Origin of the sequence: Corynebacterium sp., assembly GCF_030532325.1 — a bacterium.
GTDB lineage: Bacteria > Actinomycetota > Actinomycetes > Mycobacteriales > Mycobacteriaceae > Corynebacterium.
Genome location: NZ_JAUNLS010000002.1, coordinates 119,965 through 137,673, shown reverse-complemented (window position 1 = coordinate 137,673; position 17,709 = coordinate 119,965). Strand labels below are relative to the sequence as shown.

At 66.3% G+C, this 17,709-nt stretch carries 15 protein-coding genes and 1 pseudogene; 2 read left to right on the top strand and 14 right to left on the bottom strand.

Annotation, left to right across the window (positions count from 1 at the left end; translation table 11 throughout):
* Window positions 1-323 precede the first annotated feature (323 nt).
* A pseudogene (locus Q4E25_RS11415) lies at window positions 324-691 on the top strand (ThiF family adenylyltransferase); the annotation flags it as partial.
* Between the two features lie 252 nt (window positions 692-943).
* Window positions 944-1,432: a rhodanese-like domain-containing protein gene (locus Q4E25_RS11410; RefSeq protein WP_368502595.1), complete on the top strand. Its 489-nt coding sequence runs from the start codon at window positions 944-946 to the stop codon at window positions 1,430-1,432.
* Window positions 1,433-1,593: 161 nt separating this feature from the next.
* On the opposite strand, the gene Q4E25_RS01970 is transcribed toward Q4E25_RS11410, so the two are convergent.
* From Q4E25_RS01970 to Q4E25_RS01905, 14 genes are all read right to left on the bottom strand, one after another.
* On the bottom strand, window positions 1,594-2,715 hold the full coding sequence (locus Q4E25_RS01970; RefSeq protein WP_303153460.1) for a DivIVA domain-containing protein: 1,122 nt from the start codon (window positions 2,713-2,715) through the stop codon (window positions 1,594-1,596).
* A gap of 202 nt (window positions 2,716-2,917) precedes the next feature.
* Complete coding sequence (locus Q4E25_RS01965) at window positions 2,918-3,220, bottom strand: YggT family protein (RefSeq protein ID WP_303153458.1); 303 nt, start codon at window positions 3,218-3,220, stop codon at window positions 2,918-2,920.
* A gap of 116 nt (window positions 3,221-3,336) precedes the next feature.
* A complete protein-coding gene (locus Q4E25_RS01960) occupies window positions 3,337-3,765 on the bottom strand; it encodes a cell division protein SepF (RefSeq protein ID WP_303153455.1) in 429 nt (142 codons plus the stop codon).
* A gap of 102 nt (window positions 3,766-3,867) precedes the next feature.
* Window positions 3,868-4,608 carry a YggS family pyridoxal phosphate-dependent enzyme gene (locus Q4E25_RS01955; protein ID WP_303153452.1) on the bottom strand — a complete coding sequence of 247 codons (741 nt, stop codon included), beginning with the start codon at window positions 4,606-4,608 and terminating at the stop codon, window positions 3,868-3,870.
* Between the two features lie 18 nt (window positions 4,609-4,626).
* Window positions 4,627-5,361 carry a peptidoglycan editing factor PgeF gene (gene pgeF, locus Q4E25_RS01950; RefSeq protein ID WP_303153450.1) on the bottom strand — a complete coding sequence of 245 codons (735 nt, stop codon included), beginning with the start codon at window positions 5,359-5,361 and terminating at the stop codon, window positions 4,627-4,629.
* A 42-nt stretch (window positions 5,362-5,403) separates the two neighbouring features.
* A complete protein-coding gene (gene ftsZ, locus Q4E25_RS01945; RefSeq protein WP_303153448.1) occupies window positions 5,404-6,693 on the bottom strand; it encodes a cell division protein FtsZ in 1,290 nt (429 codons plus the stop codon).
* 212 nt (window positions 6,694-6,905) lie between these two features.
* Window positions 6,906-7,565 carry a cell division protein FtsQ/DivIB gene (locus Q4E25_RS01940; protein ID WP_303153445.1) on the bottom strand — a complete coding sequence of 220 codons (660 nt, stop codon included), beginning with the start codon at window positions 7,563-7,565 and terminating at the stop codon, window positions 6,906-6,908.
* On the bottom strand, window positions 7,565-9,034 hold the full coding sequence (gene murC / locus Q4E25_RS01935) for a UDP-N-acetylmuramate--L-alanine ligase (protein WP_303153443.1): 1,470 nt from the start codon (window positions 9,032-9,034) through the stop codon (window positions 7,565-7,567). The genes Q4E25_RS01940 and murC overlap by 1 nt, the downstream gene beginning before the upstream one ends.
* Before the next feature lie 85 nt (window positions 9,035-9,119).
* Complete coding sequence (gene murG, locus Q4E25_RS01930) at window positions 9,120-10,196, bottom strand: undecaprenyldiphospho-muramoylpentapeptide beta-N-acetylglucosaminyltransferase (RefSeq protein WP_303153440.1); 1,077 nt, start codon at window positions 10,194-10,196, stop codon at window positions 9,120-9,122.
* Between the two features lie 61 nt (window positions 10,197-10,257).
* A complete protein-coding gene (locus Q4E25_RS01925) occupies window positions 10,258-11,754 on the bottom strand; it encodes an FtsW/RodA/SpoVE family cell cycle protein (protein ID WP_303153438.1) in 1,497 nt (498 codons plus the stop codon).
* 40 nt (window positions 11,755-11,794) lie between these two features.
* The gene (gene murD, locus Q4E25_RS01920) at window positions 11,795-13,240 is read right to left on the bottom strand and encodes a UDP-N-acetylmuramoyl-L-alanine--D-glutamate ligase (RefSeq protein ID WP_303153436.1); all 1,446 of its coding nucleotides are present in this window, start codon (window positions 13,238-13,240) and stop codon (window positions 11,795-11,797) included.
* Window positions 13,241-13,311: 71 nt separating this feature from the next.
* Entirely contained in the window at window positions 13,312-14,424 is a 1,113-nt protein-coding gene (mraY, locus tag Q4E25_RS01915; RefSeq protein ID WP_303153434.1) for a phospho-N-acetylmuramoyl-pentapeptide-transferase, read from the bottom strand.
* 23 nt (window positions 14,425-14,447) lie between these two features.
* The gene (murF, locus tag Q4E25_RS01910) at window positions 14,448-15,983 is read right to left on the bottom strand and encodes a UDP-N-acetylmuramoyl-tripeptide--D-alanyl-D-alanine ligase (protein WP_303153610.1); all 1,536 of its coding nucleotides are present in this window, start codon (window positions 15,981-15,983) and stop codon (window positions 14,448-14,450) included.
* A gap of 2 nt (window positions 15,984-15,985) precedes the next feature.
* Window positions 15,986-17,599 (bottom strand): UDP-N-acetylmuramoyl-L-alanyl-D-glutamate--2,6-diaminopimelate ligase, encoded by a 1,614-nt coding sequence (locus tag Q4E25_RS01905; RefSeq protein ID WP_303153433.1) that lies wholly within the window; start codon window positions 17,597-17,599, stop codon window positions 15,986-15,988.
* Window positions 17,600-17,709: the final 110 nt, after the last annotated feature.

The following is a 17,709-nucleotide window of genomic DNA, read 5'->3' as shown; positions in this document are numbered from 1 at the left end:
GTGTTTTAAGTGGAGCTAGCAGTCCATTAATCACTTGATAAAAAGTGATAGGATCTTGCGAAACTGTCCTCCAAAATTTGGCCACAGTACTCATGCGGGTACTGTGGCCAAATTGGTGTATCTATCAAAAAGGGTAAATAAGAGTTAAGTAGCTCTTAACTATGGAGTTGCGACGCCTTGAGAGTGCCAGGGAGATTTGGATTCAGAATCCCGCCACAAGGAGTTGTTGAAATCAAGGCAGGCCCAGGAAAAGCTCGGAGGACTTCAGGATGAGTTCACGCTACGCACGACAGGAAGCCTTGTAAAGAACTGACACACAGAAGCTCCTGGTTAACGCCACCGTCGCAGTCATCGGCGCCGGTGGCCTCGGCTCACCTGCCCTGCTTTACCTAGCCAGGGCGGGAGTGGGCCACATCCTGCTTTCCGATGACGCCACCGTTTCCCCTCCAACCTGCACCGCCAGGTCATCCACAGCACGGCGACCGTAGGCCAGCCCAAAACCGAATCCGCCGCCGAAACCTTAAACGCCCTCGACCCCGAGTGCACCGTAAAGCAGTTCTCGCGCCCGACAGCCGATAACGCCCTCGACCAGCTGCGCGGCGCTGACCTTATCATCGACGGCACCGAAAACTTCTACTCCCGCCGCCTAGCCGCCTGGGCCGTCCATGAGCTGGGCATTCCGCACGTGTAGGCCTCGCTTCTGGGATACGACGCACAGCTCACCGTCTTCCATTCCGGCCACGGCCCGGTCTACGAGGACCTCTTTTCCACCGATCCGCAGGTACCTTCCTGCTCGCAGGCTGGTGTGATGTGACCAGTCGTCGGCGTCGCTGGCTCCGCCCTAGCCGTCGAAGCGCTCAAGCTCCTCACGGGCATCGGCGCCCCACTCATCGGCACGCTGGGCTACTACAATTCCCTCGCCGGGACCTGGGAGTACATCCCCGTGCGCGCAGGCGGCGCCACCCCGGCGCGCGCTGACAACCCCACCGACGTCCGCGACTTCCCAGAGAGCACCACGCTCATCGAGGTCCGCATCTCCCCCGAACGCGCCGCCTCCCTCATCCCCGGATCGCAGCACCATTCGCTCGATGACATCCTCGCCGGCCACCCTCTAAACTCTGAGGACCTCGCCGTCCTCTACTGCGCCAGCGGCCTGCGCGATTCCCAAGCAGTCGAGGCCCTGCGCACCCGCGGCTTCAGCAACATCTACTCCCTGCGCGGCGGCATCGACGCCTGGCAAGAGCACATCTGGCTCCAGCAACCCAGGCAGCCTCCCCACCGACTCCCAGCTTCAAAATCACGCCCCACACGCACCCAATCCGAGGGTCTATTTGAAGCTGGGAGCACCCTACCCTGTGCGCGGCGAGCCGAAGCAGGCCGAGGCCGGCCTCAGCTCGCGGGGCCACCGCGCGCACGGACCCAACCGGGTTAACGACACTCTATTGAAAACGGGAAGGTTCGATTTAGCGCGTGAAGGCATATGTGTCCGCGTCCGGAGCGCCCGCGAAGACTGCGACACTTGTGACGCGCAAAGAAAAATAGCGCCCCCGAAGGGACGCTATCGCTTCTCAGCCTGAGTAGACGGAGGCTCTCTTACTTGACACCCTCGCCATTCGGGGCAGCGGTGCCGCGGGTGGCCAGCTCCTCCAGCTGGGACTCCAGCAGGGTCTTCAGGCGGGTGCGGTACTCGCGCTCGAAGGTGCGCAGCTCGGAGATGCGTGCCTCCAGAGCGGTCTGCTGCTGCTTGACCGTGTTCATAACCTCGGTGTGCTTCTTCTCAGCATCGGCCTGCAGGGCAGCGGCCTTCTCCTCAGCCTGGCGGATCTGAGCCTCAGCGCGGGAGGTGGCGTCAGCCTCGGTCTGCTTGGCCTTAGCTTCGGCGTCAGACACCAGCTTCTTGGAGCGGTTGTCGGCGTCGAGCAGCTGGGCGTCGTAGCGCTTTTGGGCGTCGGCAAGCTGGGCCTTGGAGCGGCTGTCGGCCTCGGAAAGCTGCTTCTCAGCAGCGCTGCGAGCCTCAGCCAGCATGGCGTCAGACTCCGCGCGGGCCTCGGAGGTGAGGCGATCAGCCATCTCCTGCGCCATGCCCAGAACGCGGGCGGCCTGCATGTGGGTATCCGGGGTGGCGGCACCCTCAGCGCCCTTGGCGGCAGCTGCGCCGGTGGTGGCAGCCGCGGCGGCCTTGGCACCGCCGGACTTCTTGGCCTCATCCAGCTCCTTGCGGGTGGACTCGAGATCGCGCTTGGCGGCCTCCAGCTCGCGCTTGGCGGCGGCAGCCTCCTCGCGGGCGGCCTTGAGTTCGGCGTCGTTAGCCTGCGCGCCAGCAGCCGGAGCCTTGGACGCCTGCGCAGCCTGAGCGGCCTTAGCCTGCTCTGCCTTGGCCTGCTCCTGGGCGCGGCGGGTCTCCTCCTTGGCCTTGGCTACCTCATTCTTGGAGTCAGCCAGCTTGGACTCGTACTCCGCGCGCAGCTTGCTCTCCACTTCCTTGCGGATGGCGGCCTCATCAGCGCCCTTGGCGCCGGCAGCGGCACCGGATGCCTGGCCCTGTTGCAGCTCATCTACCTGAGCCTGCAGGTCATCGTTTTCATCCTGAAGCTGGGCAAGGGTGTCCTCAACGAGGTCGAGGAACTGATCGACCTCATCTTCGTTGTAGCCACGCTTGCCAATCGGCGGCTTGCTGAAAGCGACGTTGTGTACATCAGCTGGTGACAGTGGCATTGACTTTCTCTTCCCCTTCAGATCGGACAGCCCTTAGAAGGTCTAGGAGCTGGAGACGAGACCTAAGGCCGCGCCCACAAGGAACATATGCGGTTAATAATACGGATTGCTCTTAATCATTGTAACCAAAAGCCCACATTATCTAACGGAGCTTTAAGCCTCAACGTTAACAATAGGGTTTAGTACACCCGCAAGCCGTTGTCTAGGCCATTGGGCCAAAGAAAATCCAGGCAACAAGCCGGGAAAGAAAGGCGATCAGCAGGAAGAGCACGATGATGGACACATCGAGTGCCACCCCGCCCATCCGCAGCGGCGGAATCACCTTGCGCAGCGCCTTGACCGGCGGATCCGTGAGCACAAAGAGCACCTCAGCCACCATCATGAACCAGCGCGGCGGGTTGAACTCGCGGGAGAAGGACTGAATCATCTCAATGATGATGCGCGCCACCAGAATCCACGAGTAGAGGCTCAGGAGGACCAACAAAATCGAACCTAGGGTATTCACAGCACACGAGCCTATCGGAATTACCCCCGCCGGTGGGAGTCGGCCCCACACACAAACGCCGCCTCCCCCACCAACACTTGGGGGAAGCGGCGTTCGGAAAAAGTTAAGCCGGGGCCTTAGCGCAGGTGCGCAGCGCGCTCAAGCTCCAGGGTGGAGATGTCAGCGCCCTTGGGCACGATGGCAAAGACCTTGCGGTTGGTGTCCATGCCCTTGGTCAGGTTCATCATGCGGCCTTCCAGCGCGAAGCACAGGCCGGCGGCGAAGTCCACGAAGCGCTTGGCGGCGGGGCGCTCGGCGTCGGTGAGCTCGAAGACCACGGCGTCGCCGTCGCGGAACGGGGCGCCCACCTTGGCTGCATCGTTGAAGGAGACTACGGACAAAGCCACGATGGTCGGCGCGAAGTTTGCTTCCTCAGCCGGCTGCTCGTAGGCGTTGCCGTAGGAAGGCGCGGTGTAACCGCGATCGTCTGCGTAGTACGGATCATCGGCGTCGATGTCCATCGGGCCCAGCCCGAAGAACTCTTTCGTCCTATCGATTAAAGACATTGTGGGTCTCCCTCTGACCTAGAATGTGAACGTTTTTAACTCCTGAAACAGACGTGAAACAGAAGTGAATAACACTGGTGTGATGCGCTTTTGCGTTGCCCACTAACCTAGTGGCCGCGGCCCCATAATCCCGGTTCCGACACGCACAATATCGCTGCCGTGCGCAATGGCCTCGGCCATGTCCCCGCTCATTCCTGCGGATAGCAGCATGGGGTGCCCACAGCGCGTAGCAACCTCCTCCGCCAGCGCCCTGACCTGTCCAAAGACCTCGCCGGGGTCGGCGTCGAGAGGCGGGACAACCATCAGGCCGCGCAGCTGCAGATTCTCCAGTTCTTCCACCAGATCCGCGAGCTCGAAGACTCCGTCAACGGGGCAGCCGCCGCGCGCGGTATCGCCGTCCGCGGAGACTTGGATGAACACCGGAAGACCGTCCTCGCGCTGGCCGCGCTCCTTGGCCAGTGCCACTCCCCTGTCGAGGCCGCGCGCGAGCTTTTCCGAGTCCAAGGAGTGCACGCTGTGCGCCCAGCGCGCCACGTGATTGGCCTTCTTGGATTGGATCTGGCCAATCATGTGAAAGCGCATCTGCGGCAGCGCCTCAGCCTTCTCGCGGGCCTCCTGTTCGCGGTTTTCGGCGACGTCGGTGATTCCCAGCTGGCCCAGCAGAGCGATGTCACTGGCCGGGTGGAACTTGGTCACCGGCAGTAGCTGCGGCTCCTTGCGGCCGGCCTCCTGGGACAGGCGGGAAATCTCGGCGCGGGTGCGCTCCAGGCCAGCGCGCAGCTCCTCCAGGCGCTGCGCATCGGCGTCGTGAGCAGGCGTGTGCGGGGTGGTCGTGTCAGTCATGTCTCATCCTCCAAGCAGCTAGTCTTCCAACCAAATGACGCCGGCCTGGCGCCCGGTGGCGCCCTCGCGGCGATAAGAAAAGAAGTCGGTGTCCTCGATGGTGCAGCGCGGATCGGACTCGATGGCGGTGACCCCCATACTCATCAGCTGGCGCACCAGGCCGGCACGCACGTCCACTCCCCAGGTGCCCTGTGCGGTGCGGGTCTTGGATCCGGGCAGGTGCTTCTCGACGTCCTCCGCCATCGCCTCGGGGACCTCATAGTTGCGCCCGGAAGCCGCCGGGCCCATGAGCACCTGGATACTGGCGGGGCTAGCGCCAAGCGAGACCATGGTCTCTACGGTGTTGCGCACGATCCCGTTGCGCGCGCCGAGGCGTCCGGCGTGCACCGCGGCGATGACCCCAGCGGCGATATCCACCAGCAGCACCGGGGTGCAATCAGCCACCAGCACGCCCAGGCCCAGGCGTTTTTCGGTGGTCACCAGGGCGTCGGTGGCCTCCACGGGCTCGTCGACCCCGCGGCGCTCCGGGCCCACCACGGTCACGGTGTTGGTGTGGAGCTGTTCCATCCACACGATGTCCTCCAAGCCCACGGCCTTCTTCAACCGCGCGCGGTTGGCGGCCACGGCGGCGGGGTCATCGCCCACGTGGTCGCCCAAGTTGAAAGAGTCATAAGGGGACGACGAAGCCCCGCCGGCACGGCTGGTGAAAACCATGCGGACGGGGCGGCGTCCTGTTTCCTCGTTTAGTGGCATGCACTCAAGCCTAGATGATGATCTAGTTCATGAACGCATCCCTTAGCGCATGAAGGAGGGAACGTCCAGATCATCGTCATCGTCGCCGTCATCGTAGCGGCGCGGCTCGGTGGAGCGGGACAGGCGGTAGTCATCGCGGTCCTCGCGTCGCTCCTCGCGGAAGCGATCCGAGGTGGTGAACAGGCCGCTGGAGGCCGGCTGCTCGCGCTCGTAGGAGTGGCGCGGGGTGTAAGGCTCACGCTCCTCCTGGCGCGGCTGGTAGACCTCGCGCTCCTCCGGACGCGGGGCGAAGCTCTCGCGCTCCTCGCGCGGCTCCACCTCACGGTTGTCAAAGAGGGAGCCCGGGCGGGAAGCCTGCTGCTGCTGAGCCGGTTGCGTCATGTTGGCCTGCGCGTCGAAGCCGGTGGCGATGATGGTGACGCGGACTTCATCACCCAGGTTGTCGTCGATGATGGTGCCGAAGATGATGTTGGCGTCCTCGTCGGCGCGCTCCTCCACCATGGAAGCCGCGGCATTGACCTCGTGCAGGCCAAGATCGGAGCCACCCGCGATGGAAAGCAGAACGCCCTTGGCGCCCTCCATGGTGGACTCCAGCAGCGGGGAGTTTATTGCCTGCTCGGCTGCCTGCAGCGCGCGGTTATCGCCGCGGGCGGAGCCGATACCCATGAGGGCGGAGCCGGCGTCAGCCATGACGGAGCGAACGTCGGCAAAGTCGACGTTGATCATGCCCGGGATGGTGATGAGGTTGGTAATGCCCTGAACACCGTTGTGCAGAACCTCATCGGCGGCGCGGAAGGCCTCGACGATGGACAGCTCCTCCCCGCCGAGCTGCATGAGGCGGTCATTTGGGATGACGATGAGGGTATCGCAGACCTCGCGCAGCTCCTCGATGCCGGCCATGGCTTGGCGGGTGCGGCGAGCGCCCTCGAACTTGAAGGGGCGGGTGACAACGCCGACGGTCAGCGCGCCCATCTTTTTAGCGATGGACGCCACGACCGGAGCCGCACCGGTGCCGGTGCCGCCGCCCTCGCCGGCGGTGACGAAGACCATGTCGGAGCCCTGCAGGGCGTCTTCGATTTCGGTCTTGTGATCCTCGGCGGAGGTCTTGCCCACCTCCGGGTTAGCGCCTGCGCCCAGGCCTCGGGTGGCTTCGCGTCCGATGTCGAGCTTGGTGTCTGCGTCGGAGAAGATCAGCGCCTGCGAGTCCGTGTTGATGGCGACGAACTGGACACCCTTGAGGCCTTCTTCAATCATGCGGTTAACCGCATTGACGCCGCCGCCGCCGACGCCGACGACCTTGATGTCCGCGAGGTTGTTGCTAGTAGAGATCATGTGAGGGTCTCTCACCTTTCGATTTAAGGTTTGTACTAAACGAGAAGGCGCCTCCGTGCGAGGCGGTTGCTTCCATCATTAACGACATTGCCGTGATTTCCGCGTTCATTTGCCCGCGTGTCGATACCCTCAACCACTGGTTTAGAGTTCCTGACATGCGGGTTTTCAAGTCACAGGCGCCCCATGCGCCGCAGTAGTCTACGCTGCTCTGGCTAGCGCGAGGTCACCAGCTCCGGGTTGGAAATGTTCCACTGCGAGCCCTCCAACTTGAGCACGTCCTCGAAGGCGATCGCCTTGTTGTGGTTGTCCTCGGAAGCGCCCCAGTACACGCGGCGATCGTCCTTGGTCACCAGCGTCATGGAGTAGCGCCCGTCGACCTCCAGGGTGCGCACCTGGGCGCGCAGCGGCTGCGGCAGCGCGGCGAGGATCTCCACGGCGGGCTGCAAGACCTCCGCGTCCTCGTCGATCTTTCCGCTAAGCTCCACGGCGTCCTCGGGCGGGGTGTCCATGGCGAACTTCTCACCGGTGTCGTCGACAAGCTGCGTGGCCTCGCCCTCCTTGATGAAGGCCACCGCGGTGTGCTCCGTGAGCTCCACGCGCACCGTGGAGGGGAAAGCGCGGGAGACCGTGGCTGACTCCACCCAGGGCAGGCTCACAATGTTGCTCGCGGCCTCGCGGGCATCCAGGCGCACCAGGTTGCTGCCCTGGGCCACGTGGGAGGCCTCCTCGATCTCCTGCGGTGTGCTGTGCTCGTTGCCGGTGATCTCGAAGGACTTCACGGTGAGCACCGGAAACACCCACACCGCCGCGCCCGCGAGGAGCACGAGTGCTAGAACGCCTCCGACGACGGCCGCTATCACCTTCTTCGACATTAAAGCGCCTTCAGGCCGTCGAGGATCTCAGCGGCAAGCATCGTCACCGAACCCGCACCGATGGTGAGGACGACATCGCCCGGCTGCACCAGGGAAATAACGTCCTGCGCACCCTCGGAGAAGTTCGGCTCGAAGATGACCTTCATGTCCTCGGGCATCTTGTCGGTGATGATGCGGGAGGTAATGCCTTCTACCGTCTTCTCGCGCGCGCCGTAGATGTCGAGGACCACGGCGGCGTCGGCAAGCGAAAGCGCCTCGGCGAATTCCTTGTCGAACTCCATGGTGCGCGAATACAGATGCGGCTGGAAGCAGGCGATCACGCGCGCTCCCTCGCCCTCGGCCTCCACCTTGCTGCGCGCGGCGTTAAGCACCGCGGTGACCTCGGTGGGATGGTGGGCGTAATCGTCAAAGACACGCACTGGGCGGGAATCCTCGCCGGCGATGCGCACGCTGCCGCGGTATTCGAAGCGGCGGCGCACTCCCCCGAAGTCCTGCAGGCCCTCGGCCAGCTCGCGGGGCTCGCCGCCTACCAGAGCGCCGGCCACCAGCGCGGCCACGGAATTGAGCACCATGTGGTGACCAGGAATCTGCAGCTCGTACCCGAGCTCCTGAGGCTCGGCGCCCGGCAGGGTGAGGCGCACGCGCACCTGGGTGCCGGCCACGGTGACGGACTCTGCAAGAATCTCGCCGGCCAGCGGGATGCCCGGGTGCTTCTGCGCCGCGGCGGCCGTGCCATAGCCCAGCACGGTGGTGCCGCGGGCCAGGGCGCGTTCGCCGGTCGCGGCGGCCTGCTCATCCTCCAGACAGACCACCAGGCAGCCGCCCTCGACGATGCGCTCGGCAAAGTCGTCGAAGACCTGGAAGTACTTCTCCGGGCTGCCGAAGTAATCCAGGTGGTCCGGCTCAATGTTGGTGATGACGGCAACCTCGGGGCTGTAGCGCAGTAGTGAGGCGTCGGACTCATCGGCCTCGGCCACGAAGGCATCGCCAGTGCCCGCGTGCGCGTTGGTGCCCGCGCGGTTGAGCTGGCCGCCGATGGCGAAGGAGGGATCCAGGCCTGCCTGCTGCAGGGCGCTGACCGTCATGGAAGTCGTCGAGGTCTTGCCGTGAGTGCCGGCCAGGAGCACCTGACGGTAGCCGCTCATCAGCTCAGCGAGGAGGTCCGAGCGGCGGATGACCGGAATGCCAGCCTCGCGGGCGGCGACCAGCTCGGGGTTGTCCTGCGGGATGGCCGCGAACGAGGTCACCACCACAGTGGGCTCCTGGCCTGCCAGGGTGAGGTTCTCCGCCTTGTGGCCGATGCTTACCTTGGCGCCCATCGTGCGCAGGACCTCCACCGGGGTGGAGTCCTTGACGTCGGAACCGGTGACAATGGCGCCGCGGTTGACCAGGATGCGGGCCAGCCCGGACATGCCGGAGCCGCCGATGCCCACCAGGTGGACGCGGGAGAGGTCATAAGTGTCAGTCATGGGTGAATAGTCCTTCGTCGGCCGTGATGTTTTCGCCGTGATGTCTTCTCAGGCGTGATAAATAGGTAGGAGTCTGATTATCCGGCTAGTGCTTGGCGCACGCAGCGGCGATGCGGTCCGCGAGCTTCTCGGCCACATCACCAGCGGGGCTGGCCTGGGCCGCGGCCTGCATGGCCCGCCAGGTATCGGGATGATCAAGAATAGCGCGCACCTCCTGGCTCAGGCGGGCGGGTGTAAGTTCGGCGTCGGGCACCTGGATGGCCGCCCCGGCGGCGACCTGCTCGCGGGAGTTGAGCGCCTGCTCGCCGTTGCCAATTGGCAGCGGGATGTAGATGGCCGGCAGGCCGGCGGCGGAGACCTCCGCCACCGTCATCGCGCCTGAGCGACACACCATAACATCGGCCACCGCGAGCGCCCCGGCCATGTCATCGATGTAGGGCAAGGCGGTGTAGTGCTCGTGGTGCTCGGGCGCAGCGTTCTTCTTGCCGTAGGCGTGCAGCACCTGGAAATCCTGGGTGAGATCCGCAATCGCACCGGCCACGGCGGTGTTGATGCTCACCGCGCCCTGGGAGCCGCCGGTGATGACCACCGTGGGGCGGGAATCATCCAGGCTCCAGCGCTGCCGTGCGGCCGCCGCGATGCTGCCATCGGGATCCTGGCCCAGGCCCGGACGTACCGGGATGCCCACGACCTCCCCCGGCATGCCGGAGTTGGCCTGCGCGTTGAGCCCCACGCCGCCCAGGCGCACGCCCAGCTTGTTGGCCATGCCCGCCAGGGCGTTGGTCTCCAGCACAAAGAAGGGCAGCCCCAGGGACTTCGCGGCCAGGTAGGCGGGCGCGGCCACGTAGCCGCCGGTGCCGAAGACGGCGTCGGCGCCGACGTCCTTGAGCACCTGACGGGTCTCGCGCACAGACTTGGCCACGGTGAAGGGAAGCTTAAACAGCGCCGCGTTGACCTTGCGCGGCACGGGCACCGGGGTGATCATCCGCAAGTCCACGCCGCGCGCCGGAATGATGTCTCGCTCCAAGCCCCGCTGGGTACCCAAGGCGGTAACCCGCGCCCCGTGGCGCTGGCGCAGTGCCTCCCCCACCGCAAGAGCTGGTTCGATGTGTCCGGCAGTGCCGCCACCTGCAATGACGACTGACAAAGGCGTGGAATTCATGCACTACAGGCTACCAGCGCGGGCCTGCATTCTCGGCGCTCGCCGCGCCTTAGGCGCTGGGCTATCGGCGCTCACCGCGCCCGCGGCGCCTGCCCTGCTGCTGGCCCCGGCCGTACTGCCCGGCCTGCCCGGCCCGGCGGCGCTGCCCCGGCTCGCGCGGCTCCTCCTGGCGCGGCGCACGGGTGGTTACCGCCTGACCAAAGCGGGCCTCGCGGCGGCTGCGACCTTCGCGCTCGCCGCGGGCGGAGCCCTGCACGCGGCGCTGGTGGCGGCCGCTGCGCCGCGTGCTCTTCTCACCCGGGGCCTGCGGCTCCGGGATGAAGAAGATGCGGTCAAAGACGGGGCGGCCGTAGCTCTGCATGGCGGAGATCTGCATTGGCTCGTGGCGTGCGACGTTGCACAACAGGCCCATCGAACCGATGGTGATGATCGCCGCCGTGCCGCCGGCGGAAATCATGGGCAACTGAATGCCGGTGACCGGCAGCACACCGATCACGTATCCGATATTGATGAAGGCCTGCACCACCACGCCCACGGTCAGCGTGGCCGCCATGAGGGACTGGTACTGGTTCTGCGCGCGCTTGGCCGTGCGCAGGCCCACGTAGCCCAGCACGGCGAACAGACCGATAACCAACGCGCCGCCCCACAGGCCGAGTTCCTCGCCAATGATGGCGAAGATAAAGTCGTTCTTGGCCTCCGGGAGGTAGAACCACTTGGCACGGGACTGGCCAAGCCCCACGCCCCAAAAGCCACCGTCAGCAAGCGAAAGAAAGCCCTGGTAGGCCTGGAAGCCGGTGTCCTGGGTATCGGTGATGTTTCCGCGCAGGGCGTCGAAGTAGGTGTGGAAGCGATCCGAGCGGAAGCCGCCGCCCAAAAAGACCGCGACCATGCCCACCGCACCTAGGCCCAGGATGACCGCTGGTACGCGCCAATCCACCCCGGCGAAGTAGAGGGTAAAGACCACCATGATGGCAAAGGAGGCGGCCATGCCGGCGTCGCCCTGCAGCACGATGAGCAGCAGCATGAAGCCCGCGATGAGCGAGTACATGATGAAGGGATCACTAATCGTGTTCTTCTTGTGGCTCTTATCCGCCAGCGCGGAGGCACCGTAGAGCCCCACCGCCACGCGGGCGATCTCCGAGGGCTGGAAGGAGAATCCACCCACGCTGATCCAGGACTGCGAGCCCACCTCCGCGCGGCCGGTGCCCACGCCGGGGATGAGTACGGCGATGAGCAAGAGTATGGACAACAGCAGGAACCACGGGATGAACTTGCGCAGCGTGGCGGGCGGAATGCGCAGGCCTAGCCAGAACACCACCAGGCCCAGCGCCACCAGGATGCACTGGCGGATGGCGGCGGACCACGGGTTTTGGCTCTCAGTGACGGAGGTGGCCATCGAGGAGGAAAAGGCCATGAGCACGCCGATGCCTACCAGGGAGAAGATCACAATGCGCAGCATCTGGTAATCAAAGCCCGGCTGGGAGCTGAACTGGGCGCGCAGGCCGCGCAGACCACGCCCGGTGCTCGGCGGGCGCTGCTGCGAGGAAGTGACTGTCACGGTGACTCCTAGGGTTGCGTGCGAGGGTTGCGTGCGGGATCTAGCGTGCAAGGCGGCGAACAGCCGCGGCGAAGAAGTCTCCACGCTGCCCCATGCCGGAATACATATCCAACGATGCCGCAGCCGGCGCCAAAAGTACGGTATCGCCGGCTTCGGCGTGTTGCACCGCGGCGGCCACCGCCTGCTCCATGGCCTCAGCGGGGTCCGTGGAGTCGATGACGCTGACCGGCACGGTGGGCGCGTACTTTGCCAGGGCGTCGACGAGCAGCTGCTTATCGACGCCCATCACCACCGCCGCCTTCATCTGCAGGCCGTGGGTGCGCAGCAGCTCGGTGACGTCCGCGCCCTTGAGCTGGCCGCCGGCCACCCACACCACGGAGTCCAGCCCGCGCAGGGCCGCGGCGGCGGCGTGGGGGTTGGTGGCCTTGGAGTTATCGATGTAGCTGACCCCGTCGGCGTTGTGCACCACCTCGCCGCGGTGCCCGGCCACGGTATAGGCGGCCAGCCCCGCACTGATGGACTCCGCCCCAGCACCGGCGGCAGCAGCGGCGGCGGCCGCTGCGCCCGCGTCAAGGATGCCCGCCAGGCCCGCCGGCTCGATGCGGGTGACGTCCTCGACCACGGTGGCCGTCATCCCGGCGACGTCGTTGATGAGCAGCGCTCCTGCGCGCACGCCCACCTCGCCGGGCGCGGGCTCGCCGGCGCTAAAGGCGTAGGCCGGCTCCATCTCGGGGCCGCGGAAGCGAGCGGCGTAGTCGCGCACGTGGGCGTCGTCGCGGCCAATCACGGCGCGCTCGCCGCGCAGGATCTTGGCTTTGTCGCTGGCGTAGTTCTCAAAGGAGCCGTGCCAGTCCAGGTGATCGTCGGCCAGGTTGAGCAGCACCCCGACCTCCGGGCGCAGCTGGGAGGACCAGTGCAGCTGGAAGGAGGAGAGCTCCGCCACCAGCACGTCGATGCGCGGGGTGGCCGCCAAGGCGTCGAAGGCGGAGACCCCGATGTTGCCCACGGCCTGGGCCCGGCGCCCGCTGCGGGTGGCATCGGCCTCCATGATTGCGGCCAGCATGCCAGTGGTGGTGGTCTTGCCGTTGGTGCCGGTCACCGCCAGCCACTGGCGCGGGGCGCCGAAGACCTCGGCGCGGTCGAGGCGGTAGGCCAGTTCGACGTCGCCCAGCACCTCCAGGCCCACCTCGTGGGCCGCGCACAGCAGCGGGGAGCTCGGTGCCCAGCCCGGAGAGGTGACCACGCGGGAGAACTCGGAGAGCTCGGCCAACCCCAGTGCGGCCGGATCCACGGTGTCCACCTCCAGCTGGGCGCTGAGCGCCTGGCGGGTCGCGGAGTTGGAGTCGGCCACGGTGACGTCAGCGCCCAGCTGGCGCAGGACCGCCGCGCAGCCCCGGCCGGAGACTCCCCCGCCGGCCACCAGGATGGGCCCGCGGAGAAACTCCGGCAGTGTGGATTCAGCACGAGTGGTTGGTGTAGATGGCATGATGCGCGCTTTCCAAAATTCTTTCTGAGGGAACAAAGGCCCGCGCGCAGGCGGGCCAGGAAGTAGTTGTGTTAAGCGCCGAGTCCGATCCCGGCGGCGGTGAGCCAGTCACCGTAGAAGATGGCAGCACCCGCCATCGCGGCCATGGCCGCCAAGAGCCAGAAGCGGATCACCACCGCGGTCTCAGCCCAGCCACCGTTCTCAAAGTGGTGGTGAATCGGGGCCATGCGGAAGAAGCGCTTGCCGGAGGTACGGAAGACCACGATCTGGATGACCACGGAAACCGTCTCGATGACAAAGAGCGCGCCGATGATGATCATGAGCAGCTCGGTGCGGCTGGTCACCGAGAGGCCGGCAACCAAACCGCCGAGTGCCAGCGAGCCGGTATCGCCCATGAAGATCTTGGCCGGGGCGGCGTTCCACCACAGGAAGCCCAGGCAGCCACCCAGGCCGGCGGCGGCCAGCACGGCCAGATCCAGCGGGTCGCGCACCTGGTAGCAACCGGCGCTGAAGTCCACCGCGCAAGCGTTGCGGAACTGCCAGAAGGTCATCATGGAGTACGCGCCCATGACAATAGCGGTCACGCCGGCGGCGAGGCCGTCAAGGCCATCGGTGAGGTTGACCGCGTTGGACCACGCAGCGATGAGGATGTACATGAACACCAGGAAGATGATGGTGCCCACAATCGGCCCGCCCACCGCGATGTCGAAGGTCTTGATGTCGCGGATGAAGGAGAGGTTGGTCGAGCCCGGGGTCAGCCCGTTCTCATCCGGGAACTGCAGCACCAGGAAGCCGAACGCCAGAGCGACGACCAACTGGCCCACCAGCTTGGCGGTCTTGTTCAGGCCCAGGTTGCGGGCTTTGAAGAGCTTGATGAAGTCATCGGCAAAGCCCAGCGCGCCCAGGCCCAGGGTCAGCCCGAGCACGAGCAGGCCGGAGGCGGTAAAACCGCCGTTTCCGGTGACCTGACCGTAGATTCCCACCACCAGGTAGGCCACGAGAATGCCAGCGAGGATGGCGAGTCCACCCATCGTCGGGGTACCGCGCTTGCGCAGGTGGGACTTGGGCCCGTCTTCGCGGATTTCCTGTCCCTTGCCCGCGTTGGAGAAGTAGCGGATCAGCACCGGGGTAGTAAAGATTGCCACGAGGAAGCTGACCATGCCCGAGATGATGATCTGAGTCACGTGCTTGTAGTCCTTTCTAGCGGTCAGCTGCGGTTCAGCTGTTCCGCGACGAGCCAGAGTCGTTGGGCGTTGGAAGCCTTGACCAAGACCACGTCCTTGGCCTGCCGGCTCGACCAGTGTTCGACCCCAGCCGGGGCCACGCGCACGATGGCATCGACTGCCGAGGCAGCCGCGGCGGCATCCGCGCACATCTTAGTATTTATACCCCGTGCGGCGGCCGCCTCCGCCATCGCCCGAGCGTTCTCGCTCTCACCCACGGCGACGAGGTAGTCCACGTGGTACTTCGCCAGCTCCTCACCGAGCTTGCGGTGAGCCTCCAGGGCGTCCTCGCCCAGCTCGCCCATCTCACCGAGCACGGCAATAGAGCGCGCGTCCGGGCGGGCGGCCGCGGTATAAGCCAGTGCGGCAATCGCCGCGCGCATGGAGTCGGGGTTGGCGTTGTAGGAGTCATCGATGAGCGTGACCCCGTCCGGGCGGGTGCGCACGTCCATGCGGTGTTCCGAGGCGATTCGGTGACCGGACAGGGCGTTGGCCACCAGCTGCGGGCTCAGGCCCAGCTCGATGGCCGCGGCTGCGGCGGCCAACGCGTTAGAGACCTGGTGTGCGCCGAAGACCTGAAGCTTGACCGGCAGCGGCGCCGAGCCCGGGGTGTGCAGGGTGAAGGAGGCCCGGGCGACGTCGTCCAGCTCCACGTCCGTGGCAAAGTACTGGGCGTCCGGTCCCCCGCCGCGCTTGCCGACGGCCGAGTAGTACACCACCTTCGCATCCGTGCGCGGCGCCATGGCCGCGACGAAGGGATCGTCGGCGTTGAGCACGGCCACACCGCCGGCCGCCGCGCCCGGCAGAGCCTCGACGAGCTCGCCCTTGGCCTTGGCGATGTTCTCGCGGGAGCCGAACTCCCCCAGGTGGGCGCTGCCCACGTTGAGCACCACGCCGATGCGCGGGGCGGTAATCCCGGTGAGGTGGCGAATGTGGCCGATGCCGCGGGCGGACATCTCCGCCACCAGGTACTCGGTGTGCTCGTCGCAGCGCAGCGCGGTGTAGGGCAGGCCGATTTCGTTGTTGAAGGAACCGGGCGGCGCCACGGTCTCGCCGGCGGCGCGGAAGATGGTGGCGATGAGGTCCTTGGTGGAGGTCTTGCCCGCCGAGCCCGTCACGCCGACGATGTTGAGGCCGTGCTCTGCGCTCAGCCGCTGGGTGACGGCCCGCGCCAGGGCGGACAGCGCGGCCACCACGGCGGCGGCGGAGCCGTCCTCGTCGTGGGCGTAGATGTCGGCGTTGGCGCCGTCGCCCTCGACGCGGCCCTGCGGGGTGACTACAACGCTGGGCACGCCTACCGGGCGCGCGGCGAGCACCGCGGCCGCGCCCTTCTCGATGGCGGTGACGGCGAAGTCGTGGCCGTCCACCCGGGCCCCGGGCAGGGCCACGAAGAGTCCGCCTGGGGTGACCTTGCGCGAATCGAATTCAACGAAGCCGGTGATCTGCGCGGAGGGATCGTCCACGCAATCTAGGTACCCACCGGTAATCTCAGCGATCTCGCTGAGGCTTAAGGCAATCATCATTACTCCTGGGTCAGGTCGTGGGAAGGCGTGTCGTGGAATGAGTTGCGGCTGTTGTCACCGTACCCCGAGTGGGGGCGCATGGCCTCCAGAGCGCGGGCGAGCTCCTCACGGTCATCGAAGTGGTGGACCTCATCGCCGATGATCTGGCCCACCTCGTGGCCCTTGCCCACCACAATGACGGCGTCACCCGGGCGGGCCCAGGCCACGGCCTCATCGATGGCGGCGGCGCGGGAGCCAACCTCGCGGATGTCTGCATCCGGGCGGGCCTGGCGCGCGCCGGCGAGGACGGCGGCGCGGATGGCCGCAGGGTCCTCGGTGCGGGGGTTATCGTCGGTGACCACGGTGAGGTCGGCACGCTCGGCGGCCGCCGCCCCCATAAGCGGGCGCTTGGTAGCGTCGCGGTCACCGCCAGCGCCCACCACCACCGCGATGCGCCCGTCGGTGCCGGCCAGCTGGCCACGCAGAGTGTCGAGCACCGCGGCCACGGCGGCGGGCTTGTGGGCGTAGTCCACCACGGCCACGAAGTCCTGGCCGCGGTCGATGCGCTCCATCCTTCCGGGCACGGCCACCGCCTCGATGCCGGCGATGAACTTGTCCATGTCCACGCCCACCGCCGCGGCCATGCCGGTGGCCAGCGCGGCGTTGGCGATGTTGAACTCGCCCGGCATGGGCAGGTGGAAGCTGCGCTCGAAGCCCTCTCCCTGCGCGGGGCGGAAGCTCAGGCTCACGCTCTGCGCGCCCGTGGGCTCGGTGGCGATCTGGCGGGCACTGATGATGCTGGCCCCGGCCTGCAACTGCTGTGGGGTGGCCTGCAGGGACTCCTCGCGGGTGCTCACCAGGGTCAGCGGCAGGGCCGCTGCACGCTCGGCCATGCGCCTGCCCCACTCGTCGTCCACGCAGATGACCGCCCGCTCGGCGGCCTGGGGGCCGTCGAAAAGCGCGGCCTTGGCCTCGAAGTACTCCGCCATGGTGTGGTGGAAGTCCAAGTGATCCTGGCTGAGGTTGCTAAACCCGCCCACCGCGAACTGGGTGCCGCGCACGCGCCCCAGGTCCAGCGCGTGGGAGGACACCTCCATGACCACGTGTGTCACCCCCTCGGCCACCATGCGGGCGAAGAGCTCCTGCAGGGTCGTGGCCTCCGGGGTAGTCAGCTTGGTGGGCACCGGCTGGCGGTTGATCCTGGTCCCAGTGGTGCCAATGAGCCCCACGGAGTGCCCCGCGTTGAGCAGACCGGCCTCCAGGAGGTAGCTGGTGGTCGTCTTGCCGGAGGTGCCCGTCACCCCCAGCATGGTGAGCTGGCGGGCGGGGTGGCCGTAGATCTCCGCGGCCACTAAGCCCAGCACGGCGCGGATGTCCTCCACCACGATGATGGGGCGGGTCTCACCTGCGGCCTGCAGGATCTCGAGCCCGGCGGCGTCGGACAGCACGGCCGCGGCCTTAGTTTGTGCGGCGAACTGCGCGCCGTGGGCGCGGGTGCCGGGTAGCGCCGCGAAGAGGCCTCCGTCCGGCAAGGTGGTGGAATCAAGCCCGCAGGCGGAGACCTCCACGGTGGGGTCCCCGATGACGCGGCCACCGGCGATCTCGGCCAGCGTCTGCAAATCTACTTTCTTCACGTGTCTTCCCTTTCTCAGGCTTTCTGTGCTGTGGGCCGTGGGCTGTGGGCTGTGAGCTGCAGCGGTTATCGAGTCCACGGGCAGGCTTGTTTTCTTATTCTCTTATTCGC